The organism is Qipengyuania triglochinis, from assembly GCF_054655615.1.
Window position 1 is genome coordinate 673,572 of record NZ_BAAHND010000001.1, and the last position, 19,498, is coordinate 693,069.

The window sequence follows — 19,498 nt, forward strand, 5'->3', positions numbered from 1 at the left end:
CCGAGCCTATGCCGCGCCATCAGCGTATCGACAAGTCCGCTACGGCTTACTTTGCCTGTAAGCTTGCAATGCACGTTCCCGGGCTTCCTTGTGGCCGATCATCTTGACCGGATAATCGCCGCGCGTGTCATCCGGAGGGTCGTGAATGCAGGCGTTATCCAAGTCGGCCAGCTCGGGAACATACTCGCGGATATAGCCCGCCGCATCGAACTTCTTGCTTTGCGAGAGCGGGGCCATGATGCGGCTGAACATGTTGCTGTCCACCCCGGTGCCCGAAATCCATTGCCAATTGACACCGTTGTTACCGTAATCGGCATCGACGAGGCAGTCCCAGTACCACTGCTCACCATAGCGCCAGTCGATCAGCAGATGCTTCACGAGGAAGCTCGCGCAAATCATGCGGACGCGGTTGTGTATCCACCCCGTCTGCCACAATTGACGCATACCGGCATCGACGATCGGATAGCCGGTCATGCCCTTTTGCCAGCATTGCAGATCTTCTTCGATCAGATGGCCGGCCTGGGGATTTCTCCAGAGCGTTCGTTCATCGTAATCTCGATAGCTTTCCAGAGGATAGTCAGGGAACTGATCGATCACATTTTGCGCATAATCGCGCCAGATGACCTCCTTGGCAAAGGTCTTCCAGCCATCGCTGCGCTTGTCCTTCAGCTTGTGCCAGACCTGAGCGGGGCTGATCTCTCCCCAGTGAAGATGCGGGGACAGCCGCGAGGTGATGTCTTGCGACGGCAGATTGCGACCCTCATCGTAATCGGCGACTTCATCGGCCCACCGATCGAGACGATCATGCGCGGCCTCTTCGCCGAAATCCCAGAATTCGCGGATGCCCCCCGCCCAGTCGGGCTTGGTCGGCAGCAGTTCCCAGTTTTCAAGATTGTCGCTTTCGGGCCAGCTAGCGGGCGATGAAAGCGTTTCCGGTTCGCCCAGCGTGTCGCGCGGCGGCATCACTTCCAGCATCGATTTCGAGAACGGGGTATAGATCTTGTAAGGGTCGCCGGACCCTGTCGTCACCGACCCGGGCGGCAACAGGTAGTTTCCATCATATAGGCATAGCTTGCGATCATCGCCCAGGGCATCGCGCAGCTCGTCTTCGGCCTCCTTCCACCACGGCTCATAATGCCGCATCGCATGGATGCAGGACGCGCCGGTCTGATCGGCTATTGCCGCAAGCACCTGCGGTGCATCGCCCTTGCCCAGGATGATGCGCGAATGGCGGCTGCCGTAGGACTTGGCCAGGCTCTGGAGCGAATAGTTCAGCCAGACTTTGGATGCGGCGCCGATGGCGTGATCGCCCCCGCGGTCCTCGTCGAGAACGAAGACGGGGATGACGGGGCCTGCCTGTGCTGCGGCATGCAAAGCGGGCTGATCGGCCATGCGAAGGTCGCGCCGCAACCATACTATCTGGGGTGAACTCATGACAGCGGAACGGAAGCGCCCGCAGGCTGGTTCCACATCTCATGACCAAGACCCGCGCGCAGACCGATGAACCCTTGCCCGCCGAGCCTATAGTGCTGCCCCGCCGGGGCTTCACCATCGACCGGCGAAAGGCACTCGTCGCAGCAGTCATCTGCTGGATCGGCTTCGCCATCATGGTCTACGCCGTTACCCACGGCCTCACCGCATCCTTCGACGAACGGGGTCTTCTGTCCTTCCGTACAGGCGAGGGACTGGGGCCGCGCGGACCCGAAGTTGTGCGCGAAAGCGTACGCGATGTGACCGCGCTGGGCGGTGTCTTCCTGCGTAATCTCTTCGCCCTGGCGGCGGTGGTTGCCCTCCTCTTCCTTAAGCTGCGCCGCGAGGCCTTCCTCTATGCAGCGACGGTGGTCACGGGCTGGCTCGCCAACACCGGCCTCAAGCTGCTGGTCGGCCGCGATCGTCCGCAGATAGTGCCGCATCTGACCGAGGCAGGCGGGGAGAGCTTCCCTTCCGGCCACAGCTTTTCCGCCGCGGTCGTTTACATCGGCATGGCGCTGGCCTTTGCCGCGCTCTCGCAGCGGCAGCCTGTCCGTTATACGATCATCGGCTTCGCGATCATCCTCTCCGCCATGGTAGCCTGGAGCCGCGTGATGCTCGGCGTCCATTTCCCGAGCGATGTGGTGGCCGGCTGGCTGGGCGGTGCCGGCTGGGCTTTCCTCGCAGCGGCGCTGTTCTATGCGCCGGCAAAGGCTGCTGCCGATCGTCAGGCGAACAAGATTAGCGGTCTGGACCACCGCTAGCGAAAAATTCGGTGCATGTGTTCGGTGACAAACGCACCGAGAAGCGGTCGCCCGCGCGAGGATCGACGAAGCGCGCGTCGCGGAGCCAAAGTTCGCCTCTGTCGCGTCTTTCCACGAACGGGGCCCGCGACCAGAACAGGAATGCCCTCACCTGCGGATCGGCCCGCGCCGCACCCTGAAGATCGCAGGATGGGAGGTAGGCGTCTCCGAGATATTCCAGCTTTCCCGTCGCCTGCTTGCGAAATCCGGGGATGACGCCATGCCGTCCGTCACGGTTAACGAAGATGACATCGCGGGCGCGGGGATCGAAGGCGACCGGCGCGGCAATGGTCTCGCTGACCGCCATGTTCAGGGAATCCATGCGCTCGACATCGCGCGTCACCAGCCAGTTCGCACCGATATAGGCCAGAGCAATGCCAAGAGCGAGCCTCGCAGGCCGCCTCCACGCCCCTCCCCGCTTTTCGCGGCGGAGCGAAATCCACGTCGCGCCGCCCAAGATCGCCCATAGCCACAAATCGATGATAAACAGCGTATCGCCGTAGAACCAGCGGTGGCTGAACGGTTCGAGCAGGCGAATGCCATAGGAATTCAGCCAGTCGAACGCCGGATGGGTCAGGCAGCCAAGCAGGCTGAGGAGATAGAGCCATGCGAAGCTTACCGGCCGCCGCGCCTCCGGACGCTTGCCCCGCCTCGCCTGCCATCGATCGAAACCCCAGAGCAGCCCGGCAAGGATCAGCGGCAGCAGCAGCATGGCCGGTGGCCCATGCGTGATACCCCGGCGGAAGCCGAGATGCTCAACCCCGTCGAGCCAGAAAAAGCAGGTCGCATCCACATCGGGCAGGTTCGCGCCGATAATCAGCGCCGGCATCGCGAGCCCGGTTTTCTTTTTGAGCCCGGCCTGGCCGAGTATGGCCCCTACGAGGCTGTGCGTCAGATTATCCATCGGCGTTCAGATTCGCAGAGGTTTTCCTGAGCCAAGTTGACACAGTTGACACAGTCCTGAGAACGCAAACCGTGATGCCCGATCGAGCGACGAAAACCCTGCCCTGGCGAGCATTCGGTACAGAAAAAGGTGCGGGCAAATCCATAGTCCCGCGGGAGTAACGCGCGGTGGAAATGTAGGAAAGCTTTTTGGTTCGCGCCAGAAATGCAGGCGCGAACCAGAAGTCCTAGATCGGGTCCTGCGCCGTTCCGCTGACCGTCCAGGTCTGCCCCTTGCCGAGCAGCTTGGCGAGATTGGCCTCCTTACCCTCGCTGGCCATCTTGCGTTCCTGAATGACCGCATCCTCGAAGGTCGGCGTCGGATCGTCGTAAAGCACGCCAAGCGCCATCGGGAACGGACCGAAAGGCATTTCGACCAGCATATGCGCGATCGACCGGTTGGTGACATCGTGAACGATGACGCCCGCCGCTTCCCAGTCGCCGTCGATCACGTCGACGACTTCCAGGCTCAGCGTGTCGCGGTTGAGCGTGATGCCCTTGCTGTCCTTGGCGAACAGCATCGGCTTGCCATTTTCGAGCCAGAGCTGCCGATCTTCCGCACCCTTGGGCGCGGCGAAATCGTCGAACACGTCCTTGTTGTAGACGATGCAGTTCTGGAAAATCTCGATGAAAGCCGCGCCCTTGTGCGCATGGGCGGCCTTGAGCACGTCGGGCAGGTTCTTCGATACATCGAACCCGCGCCCGACGAAGCGTGCGCCTGCGCCAAGCGCGAACGCTGCCGGGCGCGCCGGGTGATCGTAGCTGCCGATCGGGGTCGAAGGAGACTTGGTGCCTTCGCGGCTGGTCGGCGATGCCTGACCCTTGGTGAGGCCGTAGATCTCGTTGTTGAACAGCATGATCTGCATGTTCACATTGCGGCGCAGGACATGCATCAGATGGTTGCCGCCGATGGACAGGCCATCGCCGTCACCCGTTACCAGCCAGACGTCGAGTTCCGGATTGGCCAGCTTCGCACCCGTCGCAAAGGCCGGAGCGCGGCCGTGGATCGTGTGGAAGCCGTATGTTTCCATGTAATAGGGAAAGCGGCTCGAACAGCCGATGCCGGAAATGAACACGGTCTTCGCCGGATCACATCCCAGCTGCGGCAGGGTGCGCTGCACGGCCTTCAGGATCGCATAGTCACCACACCCCGGGCACCAGCGAACTTCCTGATCGGTTTCCCAGTCCTTGAGCGTGGTTTCGATCTTTACGGGTGCGTTCATTAGTCGTTCTCCGCAATCGGGCTGGGAAGCTGCTGGTCGTTAACCGCAACTTCTCCACCTTCATTGCCATCGATACCGTCGAAATACTTCGCGATCTCGCGCTCCAGCTCGGCGATCTGGAAGGGCTGGCCGCTGGTCTTGGTGAGAGGCTGCGCATCGACGAGGAACTGGTCGCGAAGCACGGTCTTGAACTGGCCGGTGTTCATTTCCGGTACCAGTACCTTGTCGAAGCCCTTGAGCAATTCACCCAGATTCTTCGGCATGGGCCAGATGTGTCGCACGTGGATATGGCTGACCGAACAACCCTTTGCGATGCTGCGGCGTACGGCCTGATGGATCGGGCCGTAGGTGCTGCCCCAGCCAACCACGGCAAGTGTACCGGTGCTCTCGCCCAGCGCCACTTCCTGATCGGGGACGACGATATTCTCGACCTTCGACTTGCGCAGGTCGGTCATGCGCTGATGGTTGTCGGGCGAATAATCGATATTGCCCGTTTCCTCGTGCTTCTCGATCCCGCCGATGCGGTGCATCATGCCGGGCGTGCCGGGCTTGATCCACGGGCGGGCGCCCTTCTCGTCGCGCTTGTAGGGCAGCAGCTCTTCGCCGCGCGGCTCGGTCAGAAACGTCGCGGGGAACGGCTCGAACCCGGCAGGGTCCGGCACCTTCCACGGCTCTGCCGCATTGGCGATATAGCCATCGGTCAGCAGCATCACCGGGGTCATGTATTCGACCGCGATCCGGCAGGCCTCGATCGCCACTTCGAAGGCGTCGGACGGGCTGCGCGCGGCGATGACCGGCATGGGCGCATCGCCGTTGCGGCCATAGACAGCCTGATAAAGATCGCTCTGCTCGGTCTTGGTCGGCAGGCCGGTCGAGGGGCCGCCGCGCTGCGAGTTCACGATCACCAGCGGCAGTTCGGTCATAATGCCAAGGCCGATGGCTTCGGTCTTGAGCGCGATACCCGGGCCGGATGAGCTGGTGACGCCCAGCTGCCCTGCCCAGCTTGCGCCAATGGCGGCACACACGGCCGCGATTTCGTCTTCCGCCTGGAAGGTCGTGACGCCGAATTCCTTCAATCGCGCAAGGTGGTGGAGGATCGCCGAAGCCGGGGTGATGGGATAACCGCCGAAGAACATTGGAAGTTCGGCCAGCTGCGCACCGGCGACGAGGCCAAGCGACACGGCTTCCGCGCCGGTGATGGTGCGGTAAAGACCCGGCTCGCTCTGCACGGGCGGCATGCTCAGCTGCTTGACCGGCCCCGACAGCTCGGCCGTTTCGCCATAGGCATGGCCTGCGTCGAGCGCGGCGATATTAGCATCGGCAATGTCGGGCTTGGACTTGAACTTGGCCTTCAGCCAGTCATGGATCGGCTCACGCGGACGATCGAACATCCACAGCGCAAGGCCCAGCGTCCACATATTCTTGGACCGCAATGCGTCCTTGTTGCCCAGACCGAACGGCTTGACCGCCTCGATCGTCTTTTCGCTGATGTCGAAGGCGAGCACGTCGAACTTCGCAAGGCTGCCGTCTTCCAGCGGATTTGCTTCGTAATGCGCCTTGTCGAGGTTGCGCTTGGTGAAGGCGCCCGTGTCGGCAATGATCAGGCCGCCGGGCTTCAGGGCAGCTAGGTTCACCTTGAGCGCCGCCGGGTTCATCGCCACCAGCACATCGGGCGCATCGCCAGCGGTGTTGATCGCGCGGCTGCCGAAATTGATCTGGAACGCCGAGACACCGAACAGCGTGCCCTGCGGCGCACGGATCTCCGCCGGGAAATCGGGGAAGGTGGCAAGATCGTTACCGGCAAGCGCGGTGGAGAGCGTAAACTGCCCACCAGTCAGCTGCATGCCGTCACCCGAATCGCCGGCGAAACGCACGACGATGGCATCGGGGCTTGCGGGGAGGCCGTCTTGCGGCGCGGTGGCGGCTGTTGCCATCCGGTCAAATTCCTTGTCGCGCGCCACACGATGGGCGCAATGTCATCGGGAGCGCCACCTAGGAGGCACGCCCTGCTCTCGCAATGAAGTTTCTCTGCTAGCGGGAAAAAGGCAGGTGGAAAAGCTTTGCCGAGTGGCTAAGTCCCCATTTGCAACGCAAGGAGAGACAGATGCCCGACACCGAACCATTCGTGCGCGAAGATGTGCGTACCTTCCTCGCCATGGTGGAAGCCATGGGCGGCAAGGGTGTCGAAGAGGTTGGCGCGGTCGAAGGCAGGAAGCAGATGCGGACGCTGGGCGGTTTGGCCGAAGCGCCTGCGCGCGATCTGGCGGTAATCAAGGATCTGACCTGCCCCGGCCCCGAGGGCGATATTCCGCTGCGGCTGTATGATGCGCAGGAAAACCGCGATCCCGGCCCCTGCGTGGTGTTCCTCCACGGAGGCGGCTTCGTGATTGGCGATATCGAGGTCTACAATTCGCTCTGCACCGAGATCGCCCACCGGCTGGATTTGCCGGTGGTGTCGGTGGAATACCGCCTCGCACCTGAGAACCCCTTCCCCGCGGCGCCGGACGATTGCGAGGCTGCCGCACGCTGGATCGCCACTTCTCCCGAAGCGCTGGATCGCAAGGTCACGGGGCTGGTCGTGACGGGTGACAGCGCGGGCGGAAACCTCACCATCGTCACCAGCAACCAGCTGGCAAACGAACCGGCCGATGTACCGGTCATCGTGCAGGCGCCGATCTATCCCGTGGCGAGCGATGTCACCGGGCATTCCAGCTTTCGCGATTTTGCGGAAGGGTACCTGCTGACCCGCGCCACCATGAGCTGGTTTACCGAACAATATGGCGGCGAGGCGAGCAATCCGCGCCATACGCCGATGGCTGGCGAATGTCCCGAGACACCGCCCACCGTTCTGTGCACCGCCGGCCTTGATCCTTTGCGCGATTCCGGGCGCGAATATGCAGCACATCTGGTCCAGAAGGGTACACCACTCGTCTATCTTGAATTCCCCGGTATAATTCACGGTTTTACGACGCTAAGGAAGGCGATCCCGAGCGGGCAAAAGGACCTCGAAACCTTCCTCGCTGCGGTCGAATTGATGGTGGAGCGTTACAGGTGAGTGAATTGGGTTACCGGCCTTGCGTCGGCGTGATGCTGGTGAATTCTGAAGGCCGCGTTTTTGTGGGTCGCCGGATCGACAATAAGGAAGGCGACTGGTGGCAGATGCCCCAAGGCGGTGTCGATGAAGGTGAAGACATCAAGGATGCCGCTTTGCGCGAACTTGCGGAAGAGACAGGTGCCAAGGCCGAACATGTCACGCTGATCCAGCAGACCGCCGAACCCATCCGCTACGACCTGCCTGAAGAACTGATCGGCAAGCTTTGGGGCGGCAAATACCGCGGCCAGGAGCAGGTGTGGTTCCTGGCTCGCTTTTCAGGAGTGGATGAGGATATCGATCTGCAGGCGCATGATCCTGCGGAATTCTGCGACTGGAAATGGGTCGATGCCGAGCAGCTGCCCGACTTGATCGTCCCCTTCAAGAAGCGCGTCTATCGTTCTGTTTTGGAAGAGTTTCGCGACCTGATCTGAGCTTGCGACGCGACTGCCGTCCCGGTCATTCGACACCTGTGGACCTTGCGCGATTCAGTTTTGTTGCGGTTGAGGCTCCACCGTCGCTTCGGCGGTGAGAACCTGCTTGTGCGGACCCGCAGCAATCGCTGCGGCAAGCTCGCGGGTCTCGGGGCAGTTGTCGCCGCAAAGCGATTGAACCTTGGCAAGGTTTAGCCGCGCTTTTTCCATCGCGCCCTTCTCGGCCATGGCCGCACCCTCGCCTGAGATCGCGGCGAGATTGCCGGGATCACGCTCCAATGCTTCGCGGTAATACCGGATCGCCTTGCCTTGCAGTTCATCGGCGCGCGCTGCTTCGCCGAGCCGGACCAGGATCGGAGTGTATCCCGGATCGACCGCCAGCGCCGCTTCGAACGCATCTATGGCGCCTTGCGTATCGCCGGCATTGAGAGCGGCTTGCCCTCTCGCGATCAATACTCCGGCGCGGGGATCGGGATCGCGCACCTGCCCGTAGCTCACGCTGGCAGTCATGGCCAAGGCCAGTGACAGGGCGGCGGCGGCTGGGGCAAAGCGCATTATTGTCTCCGTTAGCGAAGTGCTCGCAGAAGGCCGGGTGTTAGCCATACCTGCAAAGCTATCACGATCTATCTGCACGGGCGATGAAAAACCCATCCGTACCGTCGTGATACGGGGTAAGCCGCGTGCCGTTCCCGCGTTGGCGACCGGCCGGAAGGGCAATTTCCCGTGCCGAGAACGACTTAGTCCGTCCGAGGAATTTGTCGAACTGCGTCGCACCCTCCTCATCTAGTAAGGAGCAGGTCACGTAAATCAGCCTGCCACCGGGCTTCACCAGCTTGGCTGCGAGATCCAAAATATCTGCCTGCAACGCAGTTAACCGTGCCAGTTCAGCATGATCGAGCCGCCAGCGCGCTTCGGGATTGCGGCGCCAGGTGCCAGTGCCCGAACAAGGCGCATCCACCAGCACCACATCGGCCTGACCTTCGAGATCGCCCAAGGCTTCGAATTCGCGCTTGGGATCGAGCAGACGCGTTTCGATCATCGTCGCCCCTGCCCTTTCGGCGCGCTGCGGAAGGCGTGACAGCCGCCCCCGATCGGTATCGGAAGCGACGAGCTTTCCGAGGTTTTCCATCGCTGCTGCAAGTGCGAGCGTCTTTCCCCCGCCACCTGCACACAGATCGATCACGGTGCTTCCGGGAGCAACCTCTGCGGCAAGACAGACCAGCTGCGAGCCGGTGTCCTGGACCTCGACCTGCCCTTCTTTCCATTCGGCCCATTGCTCCACCTGCGTACCTGCCTCGAGGCGGAGCCCATGAGGAGCGCCAGTGGGCTGAGCTTCGACAGGAAGAGCTAGCGTCGCGCGCTCCGCTTTCAAAGTATTGACGCGTACGTCCAGCGGCGCACGATCGAGCAGCGCTGCTGCCTCGTCACCGGTGACGTCCGAAGCGGCCAGCAGATCTGACAACCAGGCCGGAGCAACCCCGCCTTCCGCCGCAACTTCACCGTCTGCAATTGGCTGCGGCCCGTAATTCGAACCGTCGAACAAGGGCAGCAGGCTCTCGTCGATTTGCGCGAGGCGTAACATCGCCGCACGCCCATTTCGGGGAACCGGTCCGCAAGCGCGGATCGCGGAAAATACCAGCTCGCGGACGGCGCGGCGATCCTTCGACCCGGCAAAGCGGTTGTTGCGAAACCAGTCAGCAAGGATGCGGTCGGCAGGCGCGCCTTTTGACTGCGCGGAAGCGATGATCGCATCGAGCAGTTCGATAGACGTCTGTACGCGTGCGGCGGGCGTCATGCGTCCCCTTCCCGATCAGCGCGTCGGATAGTTCGGCGCTTCCCGCGTGATCGCTACGTCGTGCACATGGCTTTCGGTAAGCCCGGCATTGGTGATCCGTACGAATTTCGCATTCTTGCGCAGATCGTCGATCGTTGCGCTTCCGGTATAGCCCATGGCGGCCTTGATCCCGCCGACAAGCTGGTGGACGACGGCAGCCGCCGGACCCTTGTAGGGGACCTGGCCTTCAATGCCTTCGGGCACGAGCTTTTGCTGGCTGACGTCGGCCTGGAAATACCGGTCCGCACTGCCGCGAGCCATTGCCCCTACACTGCCCATACCGCGATAGGCCTTGTAGCTACGGCCCTGGTAAATGAAGGTTTCGCCCGGCGCTTCCTCGGTACCGGCGAGCATGGAACCGACCATGATGCTGGAGGCACCGGCCGCGAGCGCCTTTGCCGCATCGCCGCTCGTGCGCAAACCACCGTCGCCGATAACCGGCACGCCCTGCTTTTCAGCTTCCTCGACGCTATCCATGATAGCAGTGAGCTGCGGTACACCGACGCCGGCAACAACGCGTGTCGTACAGATCGAGCCGGGCCCGATGCCGACCTTCACGCCGTCCGCGCCTGCGCCGCACAGCGCCTTGGTTGCTTCGCCGGTGGCCACATTGCCCGCGATGACCTGCACCGAATTCGACAGCTTCTTGACGCGCTCGACTGCCTTCGAAACTTCCTTGTTATGGCCATGCGCCGTATCGATAACGACCACGTCGACGCCGGCATCGATCAGGGCCTCGGTACGCTCGAAACCCTTGTCCCCGACGGTGGTGGCTGCGGCAACGCGCAACCTACCCTGCTCATCCTTCGTGGCCGTGGGATAGGCCACCGATTTCTCGATATCCTTGACCGTGATCAGGCCTACGCAGCGACCATCATCATCCACAACCAGCAGCTTTTCGATCCGCCGCTGGTGCAACATACGGCGTGCCTCTTCCTGACCCGTGCCGAGCGGTACGGTGGCGAGGTTTTCCGTCGTCATCAATTCGCTGACGGGCTGACGCGGGTTTTCAGCAAAGCGCACGTCGCGGTTGGTCAGGATGCCTACCAGCTTGCCGCTGCGGTCCGTGACCGGAATGCCACTGATGCGATTGGCGGTCATGATCTGCTGTGCATCACCCAGCGTCGCATCTGGAAGGATGGTGATGGGATTGACCACCATGCCGCTTTCGTAGCGCTTGACAGCGCGAACGGCGGCCGCCTGTTCGTCGACTTCGAAATTGCGGTGAAGCACGCCGATACCGCCAAGCTGCGCCATCGCGATAGCCATGTCCGCCTCTGTCACCGTGTCCATTGCCGAAGAAAGAACGGGAATGTGGAGCTCGATATCGCGCGTCAGCCGCGTCGAGGTATTGGCCATCGAGGGGAGGATGTCACTCTCGGCCGGACGCAAGAGAACGTCATCGAAAGTAAGACCGAGGGGGATGTCGAGATGTGCCACGTTTAGAATCGCCTGCCGGGGGAAATGTGGCGGCCCATGTAACGACGGTTTGCCATTGGCGCTAGTGGACAACGAAAAGGAAAGCGCTCCCGCGCTGCGGCCGCCTGTCGGTGAACCGGTCGAGCCGAGAACATCGCTATGGTCTTCAGGAAGGTTTAATGCTCGATCTGACTGACCTGGAAACTAATCGGCGGTCCATCCCCCGTCGACACTCCAGTTCGCGCCATTCACGTTTTGCGCCTCTTTACGGCACAGGAACACCACCAGCGCACCGAGATCTTCCGGCTGAACGAACTTCTTCGTCGGCTGCTTTGCCAAGAGGACGTCGTTCATTACTTCCTCACGCGTCAGCCCCCGTGCCTTCATTGTATCGGGGATCTGGTTTTCGACCAGCGGGGTCCAGACATAGCCCGGACTGATGCAATTGGCGGTTACGCCATGCTCCGCCAGTTCGAGCGCCACGGTCTTCGTCAATCCGTCGATACCATGCTTGGCCGCAATATATGCGCTTTTGAATGGCGAGGCGACTTTCGAATGGGCGCTCGCGGTATTGATGATACGGCCCCAGCCTCTTTTCTTCATGCCGGGGACTGCAAGCCGAGTGGTGTGAAAAGCCGCCGTTAGGTTGAGCGCGATGATGGTGTTCCACTTGTCGACCGGAAATTCCTCGACTGGCGCGACATGCTGAATCCCGGCATTGTTCACGAGAATGTCGATCTCGCCCGCTTCATCCATCATCGTTTCGATTTGTGCGACGTCGGTCAGATCGGCACCCGAGTGCGTTGCCTCCAGTTCCTCGCACAGCTTTGCGATCTCAGCTTCGTCACCAAAGCCGTTGAGGACGATTTCCGCGCCCTCGTCACGCAACGCTTTGGCGATTGCGAGGCCAATCCCGCTGGTCGATCCCGTGACAAGTGCGCGCTTACCTGTGAGAAACATTTGGCTCTCCGAGCGTTGGGGTTAGCAATCGACAATGGCCATCGCGCACAGGGAGCGTGCTGTAAAGCGGCCACAGACAGGGGAATAGCATGCGTCTCAATCCATTCGACAGTTCCAATATTCAGGTGCGTGGCAGCAGCGGCGGCGGAGTCGGTAAGGCTGGTGGTATCGGCTGCGGCACAATTGTTCTGGCAGCAATTGGCTATTTCGTGTTCGGTATGGATCCGTTTCAAACTGCCGGAATGGTTGAAAGCGTGCAACAGGGCTCCCAGTCCGGCGGACAAGTCAGCACCGATGCAAACGAAGTCTGCAATCAGGGTGAATACGCGCGCGAAGCCTGCAATGCGCTGAGTTCGCTCAACACCACCTGGGGACGGACATTCCGCGAACAGGGATTTGGCGATCGGTTCAGACAACCTACGCTGCATCTTTATGATGGGGGTGTTCGGACAGCGTGTGGCAGCGGCAGCTCGTCCATGGGGCCTTTCTACTGTCCGGGTGATCAGACAATCTACATCGACACCAGCTTTTACGATCAGCTGGCGCGAATGGCTGGCGGCGGCGGCGATTTCGCCCGCTATTACGTGCTCGCGCATGAATATGGCCATCATGTCCAGACTTTGACCGGCGTATCCGACCAGATACGCAGTGCGCAGGGCCAGGTAGGCCGTACGCAAGGCAACCAACTTCAGGTGCGCATGGAACTGCAGGCCGATTGTTATGCGGGCGTGTGGGCCGGCAAGAACCGCAATCTCATCGAACCCGGCGATATTGAGGAAGGCATGCAGGCTGCCGCGGCGATCGGCGATGATCGCCTTACGCGGGGGCAGGTGTCGTCCGAAAACTTCACCCACGGTACCAGTGCCCAACGCAGCGAAGCGCTGCGGGCTGGCCTGCGAGGCGATGACCGTGTTTGCGATCAGTATACGAATGTGGGCTGATCGCCTTTCACCCAAAGGAAAGGGGCGCGGTCCGTCTGGCCCGCGCCCCTCTTTTTTCGGCAAGCCAATTAGCCTTCTACGGTTTGCTCGCGCTGCACCACTCCGCTCCAATCCACGTTCCGGGTGGCGTACATCACGCCAGCAAGGGCAGCGAACATCAGCACGGATCCGATGATCAGCGAGGCCGCTTCAAGGCTCAGCAGGACGAAAAGGAGGGAATAGAGGGCCGTTAGCAGCCCCGCTATGAACGCCGCTCTCTTCCAGCCACCGAGAACCGCTGCACTATAGGCCGTCAACAGGCCGATAATCGCCCCGCTCGCGATGATATAGGCAGTGCCGAAACCGACCCATTCAGCAAACGCCAGGAGCAGCACGAAGAAAAGCACCAGTCCCGCGCCAGTCAGCAGATACTCCGCCGCGGCAACTTTCGCTCCGCCGACCACGTCGAACAAGAGGAAAGCAACGAAGGTGAAACCGATGAACAGAAATCCGTATTTCACGCTGCGATCGACCTGAGCGTAAATATCGGCGGGCAGAACAAGTGCGATGCTGGCTGCCTTGCTAGCCTGCAGATTATCCGGGACGCCTCTCTCAACCTCCCTCAAGGGAATGACTTCACCTTCAGCCGGAGGGGGTAAATCGCTGGTAGCCACCATCGATTGTCCCAGGGCTAGATTGCCGATCGACCATTTAGCCGAGAAGCCCTCGTCAGAGATTGTACTCTCATCGGGCAGGAAACTGCCTGCAAAGCCGGGATGCTGCCACGGGGACGTAACGTTCCATTCAGTCTGCCCACCGCGCGGGACTAGGGTGAGATTGCGACTGCCACGGATGGTGTAACTATAATCGACCACCAAGGGCTCCGCGCTGGACCAATCCAGTGAGCCGTGGAAACCGGCGCCGCCGCTAGCGCGGGTGCCCTCCCCCGGCATCAGGTCGATGCGCTCACCGCCGACCCGAACATCAGCCGCCGCACGCAGACCGCGTGGATCAGATGTTCCAATCCGGATTTGCGCTTCGTCGAGCAGCAACTCCTCGCGCTTCGTGCCGAAAGATTTCAGGTCGCTGGGAATTTCGAAACGCGCCCGGCCATTCATCTCTGCAAGATAAATGACCGTTTCGTAGATCGCTTTCTTCTTGTGTTCGGGTTTCAGCAGCGTCGAAAGCTCTTGGGTGGTAGGAGAAATGAACAGCTGCTGCCGGACGAGCTGATTGCGGCTGACAGTACGCCCATCGATAGTCTCATCGATCTGACGCATTGCCAAGAAGGGGACAACGAGGACAGGGCCGGAGACGATCTGTTCCCCGCCGGAGCCCGCCGTGATCGCTGCTTGGGCTACACGCGCTTGACCTTGCCTGTCGGAGACGAGCCCATAGACCATCATCAGCGGGACCATCAGCACCAGCCCGACCAACCCGGCTAGCAACAGTTTGAAACTTGGAGACCTGTCCTTCATCGAAATATCCTCTTGCATTAGCGATGAAGCGTTCTCTGATAGCGACGAATTGAATTACACATGAACTGGTGCGATTAACGAGAGCCAGCGGTGCAAAGATTGACCAAGAAAATACGCGAGCTGGAACAAGGCTCGTTTTCAACCACTCCAGAAGCTCATCTCCATCAAGAAAGAACCTGCATGGATAACCAAGACTGCCAAACCGTATTGACCGCCCCACAACTTCGATTGCTCGGCAGCGTGGACGAGGCGATGTATGCCGAGTTCCGCAACCAGTTGAGTGCGGCACCGAAGGATGGCCCGCTGGTCATCGCCCTGACCACACTCGGCGGAAATCCCGAGATCGCTCGCGCCATGGCCGACGATGTCCGATTACTGCGCGAAGCTGGGCGGACTATTTATTTTCTGGGCAAGGCGGCCGTATATTCGGCGGGCGCGACCTTCATGGCCGGTTTTCCGGTCGAGTGTCGCTTCCTGACCCGGGACACCACACTCCTTGTCCATGAACGGCAGATCGCCAAGACCATCAATTTGTCCGGCCCGCTCCGCAGTTGCATCTCCCAGCTCAAGGCGGCACTCAATGAGATCGACCAATCGATCTCCATCGAAGAGGCTGGGTTCAAATCTCTTGCGGAAGGTTCGGAAGTCGATTTTGAGGAGATCCGGGAGAAAGCTCCCGACAACTGGTATATCGACGGAAAAGAAGCCAAACGTCGCGGCTTGATCGCGGATATCATCTGACAGCCAATTGACCGAAGGTAAGCACCATATGAAAGCACTGTTGCCCCTCGCTGCGCTGATCTGTTCTCCGCTATCCGCTCAAGAAACCATCGATAGTGAGGCTGCCACGACGCTGGTGGTACTAGAAACCACCTTGGGCGATATAACAGTCGCCCTGGAGACTGAGCGTGCGCCGGTCACGGCCGCCAACTTCCTTCGATACGCAGAGGAGGATCGCTTCGATGGAACGGTCTTCTACCGTGCCATGCACCTTGATTGGGGCGATCCGCCCAATGGCTTGATACAGGGCGGGACCCAGAACGATCCTGATCGTATTCTGGATGGCATCGCTCATGAGCCAACCAGCGAGACGGGCCTCAGCCATACGAATGGCGCCCTATCGATGGCACGGCTCGAGCCGGGCACGGCAACGGGCGACTTTTCGATCATGATCAAGGACCAGACCGGCCTCGATGCGCAGCCTGACAGCACCGATCCCAACGAGCGTCTCGGTTATGCGGTGTTCGGCTATGTCGTCGATGGGATGGACGTCGTCCATGCGATCCATGACAGCCCGCGTGACGCAGAGAAAGGCGAAGGCTGGATGAAAGGCCAGATGCTGGCGGAACCTGTAACTTTAATCGACGTCCGGCGGGTGAGGCCCAAAGCCGACGACTAGCATTCTTCGGCTGTATTTTCCGGAATCGGGCCAGGTGGAACGCGGGCTGGACTCATCCAGAAGGGATCGGACCGAAGGCGATGATTTTGTCCGTATGCCTTGCCAAGAGCGGCATAGAGCTGCGGATCATAAGCTTCCAGATCGGGGTGGTCCAGAATGCGGGTGCCGTCCACCACCACCAGACGGTTTGAATTGAACCAGATCTGGGTGCCTTCGGCCCAATATTCCTGAATGGTCGTGGTCGCATATTCATTGAGCCACAAATCATGTGCGAGCGCGTGTGCGTAAGCAGACTGCACATCAGCGTACAGAGCGGGATCTACGGCTTCTATGGCGAACAGAACATTATGTGCCATCTCGTGCACGAAGATCGTTTCTCCCCAATAGCGGGTCGAGGGAAGTCCCAGCACATCTTCTTCCGAACCAACGGTCCGCGTGCCTCCAACGCCTCTTGCGCGCGCGTCCCAGTAAGCTCGATCCGACAATGCACCGATCCGCACATCGTAGTGCTTGAGTTCACATCGTGTCAGACGCGGATCATTCCGATCTGGCTTGGTCCAATGCACTTTGTCAGGCAAATCGAGAAGCGCTTCATCTTCGGATATGATCGAGATTCGATAATCGTTAGCGGCCAGCCAGGCTGCGAGTTCGGGACGGTAGGCGAACAGGCTTTCCGTCATATCCTGCGCAGCCATGAGCGCTTCGTCGGGCACCCGCGCAGACGAAAGGATGGGGATACCAAGCGCGGAAAGGTGTTTGGCGTAGAAAGGCTCCGCGCCTAAGCTTTCCGGTGGCGTGGAAGGGCTTGTGGCACACGCTGCCACGAGAAAGGCGGCGAAGATCGCTCCTCGCCGCCAGCGCATTAGTAAACGCGTTTCTTGGGCTCGATATACTTCACATCGTCGGTGAGCGTGTATTCGTGTACCGGACGATAATCGATCTTCACACCGCCGCCGCTGCCGCCCCAGCCATCGAACCAGGCGATGGTGTGCTTCATCCATTCGGCATCGTTCCGATCGGGGAAATCCTCATGCGCGTGGGCGCCGCGGCTTTCCTTGCGATTTTCAGCGGAAGCCATGGTGACATTGGCCTGCGCGATCAGATTGTCGAGCTCGAGCGTTTCGACGAGATCGCTGTTCCAGATCAGCGAACGGTCGAACACCTTGATGTCTTCCATCCGCTTGTTGACGGCCTTCAGCACATCGACGCCTTCGGCCAGCAGCTTGCTGTCACGGAATACCGCAGCGTGCTTCTGCATGCCCTTCTGCATTTCCGCGCGTACTTCAGCAGTTGGCGAGCCTCCGTCCGCATAGCGGAAATGGTCGAGACGGCCGAGCGCCATGTCCGCGCTGTTCGACGGCAGTTCCGCCTGGCTCGCACCGGGCTTGACCGTATCGCGCAGTCGGTGGCCGATAGCGCGGCCGAACACGACGAGGTCGATCAGCGAGTTGGAGCCGAGCCGGTTTGCGCCGTGAACCGAAACGCAGCCTGCTTCGCCGGCGGCGAAAAGGCCGGGTACGATCTTTTCCGGATCACCGGGATCGCCTGCCAGAACTTCGCCGTGGAAGTTGGTCGGGATGCCGCCCATATTGTAGTGGACAGTCGGAGTTACCGGCAGCGGCTGCTTCGTCAGGTCCACGCCCGCGAAAATCTTTCCGCTTTCGGTGATGCCCGGCAGGCGTTCACCCAGTACCTTGGGATCGATGTGATCGAGGTGCAGGAAGATGTGATCGCCATCGGGGCCGACACCGCGGCCTTCGCGCATTTCCAGCGCCATCGAACGGGAAACGACATCTCGCGAGGCAAGATCCTTGGCCGAGGGCGCGTAGCGCTCCATGAAACGCTCGCCTTCGGAGTTGGTCAGGTAACCGCCCTCGCCGCGCGCGCCTTCCGTGATCAGCACGCCTGCACCATAGATGCCGGTCGGATGGAACTGGACGAATTCCATGTCCTGCAGCGGCAAGCCTGCGCGCAGCACCATGCCGCCGCCGTCGCCGGTACAGGTGTGGGCTGAAGTCGCGGTGAAGTAGCAGCGGCCATAACCGCCCGTCGCGAGCACGACCGCCTGGCTACGGAAACGATGGATCGTCCCGTCGTCGAGGCACATGGCGATCACACCGCGGCAAACCTTGCCATCAGGTCCGTCTTCCATGATCAGGTCGAGCGCGAAATATTCGATGAAGAAGTCCGCGTCATATTTCAGGCTCTGTTGGTAGAGCGCGTGGAGCATGGCGTGACCGGTACGGTCGGCTGCGGCACAGGTGCGCTGCACCGGCGGGCCTTCGCCCATGTTCTGCATGTGACCGCCGAACGGGCGCTGGTAGATCGTACCATCGTCGTTACGGCTGAAGGGCACGCCTGCATGCTCAAGCTCGTAGACCGCTTGAGGAGCTTCGCGGACCATGTATTCGATCGCGTCCTGGTCGCCGAGCCAGTCGGAGCCCTTCACGGTATCGTACATATGCCACGACCAGTGATCAGGCGTATTGTTGCCGAGGCTGGCCGCAATGCCGCCCTGCGCCGCAACGGTGTGCGAGCGCGTCGGGAAGACCTTGGTGATGCAGGCGGTTTTGAGACCGGCTTCGGCGCTGCCCATGGTGGCGCGAAGGCCGGAACCGCCCGCGCCCACAACCACTGCGTCATAGACGTGGTCGATGATGGGGTAGCTGCGACCGCCGATTTCGAAAGTGTCGGTACGGGCCATCAGACGGCTCCTCCGAGGGCGATGCGGGCGATCGAGATCAGGCCGAAAGCACCGCCGCCGATAGTTGCAAGGTTAAGAAGGGTGATCACGGCGAACTTTGAACCGGCATCGTGGACATAGTCCTCGGCCAGTACCTGAAGACCAAGCCGAGCATGCCAGAACACGCTGACAATCAGCAAGGCAAGCGCAGTCGCCGGGAGCGTCTGCGAGGCCCACTCGGTCACTGTCGCGTAATCATATGCAGGCAACAGCGCGAGGCTGATCGCCAAAAAAAGCATCAGCACCAGATTGCCGATGGCGGTGAAGCGCTGCATCAACCAGTGATGTGCGCCTTCATGCGCCGGGCCCAGCCCGCGCACGCGTCCGATGGGAGTTCCGTCACTCATGAATTAAGCTCACTTGAGAAGGATCACCGCCCAGAAGGCGATGGTGAGGAGAATACCGAGAACTGGCGCCAGGATCGACCAGGTCTTGTTCGTATCGAGTTCGTAACCTGCGCCGATGTCCAGCACGAAGTGGCGCAGCCCGCTCATCATGTGGCTGAAGAACGCCCAGCTCAGGCCGACCAGCACGATGATCCCGATCGGGGAACCCATGATTTCGGCGAAAGTGGCGTAGCTTTCCGGCCCGCCTGCCATCGCTCCCAGCCACCATAGCAGCACGGCAAGGCCGACCAGCGCCAACCCGTCCCCCGTCACGCGGTGGAGGATCGAGACCAGCATGTGCGGCCCCCATTTCCAGATTTGCAGATGCGGTGAAAGCGGGCGGTTTGCCATATATGCCTTGTCCGTTAGGTGAATTCAGTGGGGCCTCCTTAGCGA

At 60.8% G+C, this 19,498-nt stretch carries 19 protein-coding genes; 6 read left to right on the forward strand and 13 right to left on the reverse strand.

The window, feature by feature from the left end; genetic code table 11:
- Positions 1-39: 39 nt before the first annotated feature.
- Positions 40-1,434 (reverse strand): cryptochrome/photolyase family protein, encoded by a 1,395-nt coding sequence (locus ACYQ0G_RS03395; protein ID WP_460099322.1) that lies wholly within the window; start codon positions 1,432-1,434, stop codon positions 40-42.
- A 41-nt stretch (positions 1,435-1,475) separates the two neighbouring features.
- On the opposite strand from ACYQ0G_RS03395, the gene ACYQ0G_RS03400 reads away from it, so the two are divergent.
- On the forward strand, positions 1,476-2,234 hold the full coding sequence (locus tag ACYQ0G_RS03400) for a phosphatase PAP2 family protein (RefSeq protein WP_460099325.1): 759 nt from the start codon (positions 1,476-1,478) through the stop codon (positions 2,232-2,234).
- On the opposite strand, the gene ACYQ0G_RS03405 is transcribed toward ACYQ0G_RS03400, so the two are convergent.
- The 3 genes from ACYQ0G_RS03405 to ACYQ0G_RS03415 all read right to left on the reverse strand — a co-directional run bounded on the left by ACYQ0G_RS03405 (position 2,212) and on the right by ACYQ0G_RS03415 (position 6,372).
- Positions 2,212-3,177, reverse strand: coding sequence for a metal-dependent hydrolase (locus ACYQ0G_RS03405; RefSeq protein WP_460099328.1), 966 nt, complete (start codon positions 3,175-3,177; stop codon positions 2,212-2,214). The two genes, ACYQ0G_RS03400 and ACYQ0G_RS03405, sit on opposite strands and share 23 nt — an antisense overlap.
- Before the next feature lie 226 nt (positions 3,178-3,403).
- A complete protein-coding gene (locus ACYQ0G_RS03410) occupies positions 3,404-4,438 on the reverse strand; it encodes a 2-oxoacid:ferredoxin oxidoreductase subunit beta (protein ID WP_460099330.1) in 1,035 nt (344 codons plus the stop codon).
- Positions 4,438-6,372 carry a 2-oxoacid:acceptor oxidoreductase subunit alpha gene (locus tag ACYQ0G_RS03415; RefSeq protein ID WP_460099333.1) on the reverse strand — a complete coding sequence of 645 codons (1,935 nt, stop codon included), beginning with the start codon at positions 6,370-6,372 and terminating at the stop codon, positions 4,438-4,440. The genes ACYQ0G_RS03410 and ACYQ0G_RS03415 overlap by 1 nt, the downstream gene beginning before the upstream one ends.
- 170 nt (positions 6,373-6,542) lie before the next feature.
- Between ACYQ0G_RS03415 and ACYQ0G_RS03420 the strand changes: the two genes are divergently transcribed.
- Positions 6,543-7,493 (forward strand): alpha/beta hydrolase, encoded by a 951-nt coding sequence (locus ACYQ0G_RS03420; protein ID WP_460099336.1) that lies wholly within the window; start codon positions 6,543-6,545, stop codon positions 7,491-7,493.
- The gene (locus tag ACYQ0G_RS03425; RefSeq protein ID WP_460099337.1) at positions 7,490-7,963 is read left to right on the forward strand and encodes an RNA pyrophosphohydrolase; all 474 of its coding nucleotides are present in this window, start codon (positions 7,490-7,492) and stop codon (positions 7,961-7,963) included. Before ACYQ0G_RS03420 ends, ACYQ0G_RS03425 begins: the two co-directional genes overlap by 4 nt.
- A gap of 54 nt (positions 7,964-8,017) precedes the next feature.
- On the opposite strand, the gene ACYQ0G_RS03430 is transcribed toward ACYQ0G_RS03425, so the two are convergent.
- From ACYQ0G_RS03430 to ACYQ0G_RS03445, 4 genes are all read right to left on the reverse strand, one after another.
- Positions 8,018-8,518, reverse strand: coding sequence for a tetratricopeptide repeat protein (locus ACYQ0G_RS03430; protein WP_460099339.1), 501 nt, complete (start codon positions 8,516-8,518; stop codon positions 8,018-8,020).
- A 61-nt stretch (positions 8,519-8,579) separates the two neighbouring features.
- Complete coding sequence (locus tag ACYQ0G_RS03435; protein WP_460099341.1) at positions 8,580-9,758, reverse strand: RsmB/NOP family class I SAM-dependent RNA methyltransferase; 1,179 nt, start codon at positions 9,756-9,758, stop codon at positions 8,580-8,582.
- A gap of 15 nt (positions 9,759-9,773) precedes the next feature.
- Positions 9,774-11,237: an IMP dehydrogenase gene (gene guaB, locus ACYQ0G_RS03440; RefSeq protein WP_460099344.1), complete on the reverse strand. Its 1,464-nt coding sequence runs from the start codon at positions 11,235-11,237 to the stop codon at positions 9,774-9,776.
- Positions 11,238-11,420: 183 nt separating this feature from the next.
- On the reverse strand, positions 11,421-12,176 hold the full coding sequence (locus tag ACYQ0G_RS03445) for a 3-hydroxybutyrate dehydrogenase (protein ID WP_460099347.1): 756 nt from the start codon (positions 12,174-12,176) through the stop codon (positions 11,421-11,423).
- An 89-nt stretch (positions 12,177-12,265) separates the two neighbouring features.
- Here ACYQ0G_RS03445 and ypfJ point away from each other — a divergent pair, with 89 nt between their 5' ends.
- Entirely contained in the window at positions 12,266-13,117 is an 852-nt protein-coding gene (ypfJ, locus tag ACYQ0G_RS03450) for a KPN_02809 family neutral zinc metallopeptidase (protein WP_460099350.1), read from the forward strand.
- Between the two features lie 68 nt (positions 13,118-13,185).
- Here the strand turns inward: ypfJ and creD are convergent, their stop codons facing one another.
- A complete protein-coding gene (creD, locus tag ACYQ0G_RS03455; RefSeq protein WP_460099353.1) occupies positions 13,186-14,574 on the reverse strand; it encodes a cell envelope integrity protein CreD in 1,389 nt (462 codons plus the stop codon).
- A gap of 180 nt (positions 14,575-14,754) precedes the next feature.
- Between creD and ACYQ0G_RS03460 the strand changes: the two genes are divergently transcribed.
- Together ACYQ0G_RS03460 and ACYQ0G_RS03465 are read left to right on the forward strand one after the other, a co-directional pair.
- A complete protein-coding gene (locus ACYQ0G_RS03460; protein WP_460100609.1) occupies positions 14,755-15,315 on the forward strand; it encodes an ATP-dependent Clp protease proteolytic subunit in 561 nt (186 codons plus the stop codon).
- 28 nt (positions 15,316-15,343) lie between these two features.
- Complete coding sequence (locus tag ACYQ0G_RS03465) at positions 15,344-15,973, forward strand: peptidylprolyl isomerase (protein ID WP_460099355.1); 630 nt, start codon at positions 15,344-15,346, stop codon at positions 15,971-15,973.
- Here the strand turns inward: ACYQ0G_RS03465 and ACYQ0G_RS03470 are convergent.
- The 4 genes from ACYQ0G_RS03470 to sdhC are packed head-to-tail and all read right to left on the reverse strand — an operon-like array spanning position 15,970 to position 19,453.
- A complete protein-coding gene (locus tag ACYQ0G_RS03470) occupies positions 15,970-16,836 on the reverse strand; it encodes a glycoside hydrolase (RefSeq protein WP_460099358.1) in 867 nt (288 codons plus the stop codon). The genes ACYQ0G_RS03465 and ACYQ0G_RS03470 overlap by 4 nt on opposite strands.
- Entirely contained in the window at positions 16,836-18,677 is a 1,842-nt protein-coding gene (sdhA, locus tag ACYQ0G_RS03475) for a succinate dehydrogenase flavoprotein subunit (RefSeq protein ID WP_460099361.1), read from the reverse strand. The genes ACYQ0G_RS03470 and sdhA overlap by 1 nt, the downstream gene beginning before the upstream one ends.
- Positions 18,677-19,063 carry a succinate dehydrogenase, hydrophobic membrane anchor protein gene (gene sdhD, locus ACYQ0G_RS03480; protein WP_460099363.1) on the reverse strand — a complete coding sequence of 129 codons (387 nt, stop codon included), beginning with the start codon at positions 19,061-19,063 and terminating at the stop codon, positions 18,677-18,679. Before sdhD ends, sdhA begins: the two co-directional genes overlap by 1 nt.
- Before the next feature lie 9 nt (positions 19,064-19,072).
- Positions 19,073-19,453, reverse strand: coding sequence for a succinate dehydrogenase, cytochrome b556 subunit (sdhC, locus tag ACYQ0G_RS03485; protein WP_460099365.1), 381 nt, complete (start codon positions 19,451-19,453; stop codon positions 19,073-19,075).
- Between the last annotated feature and the right edge of the window lie 45 nt (positions 19,454-19,498).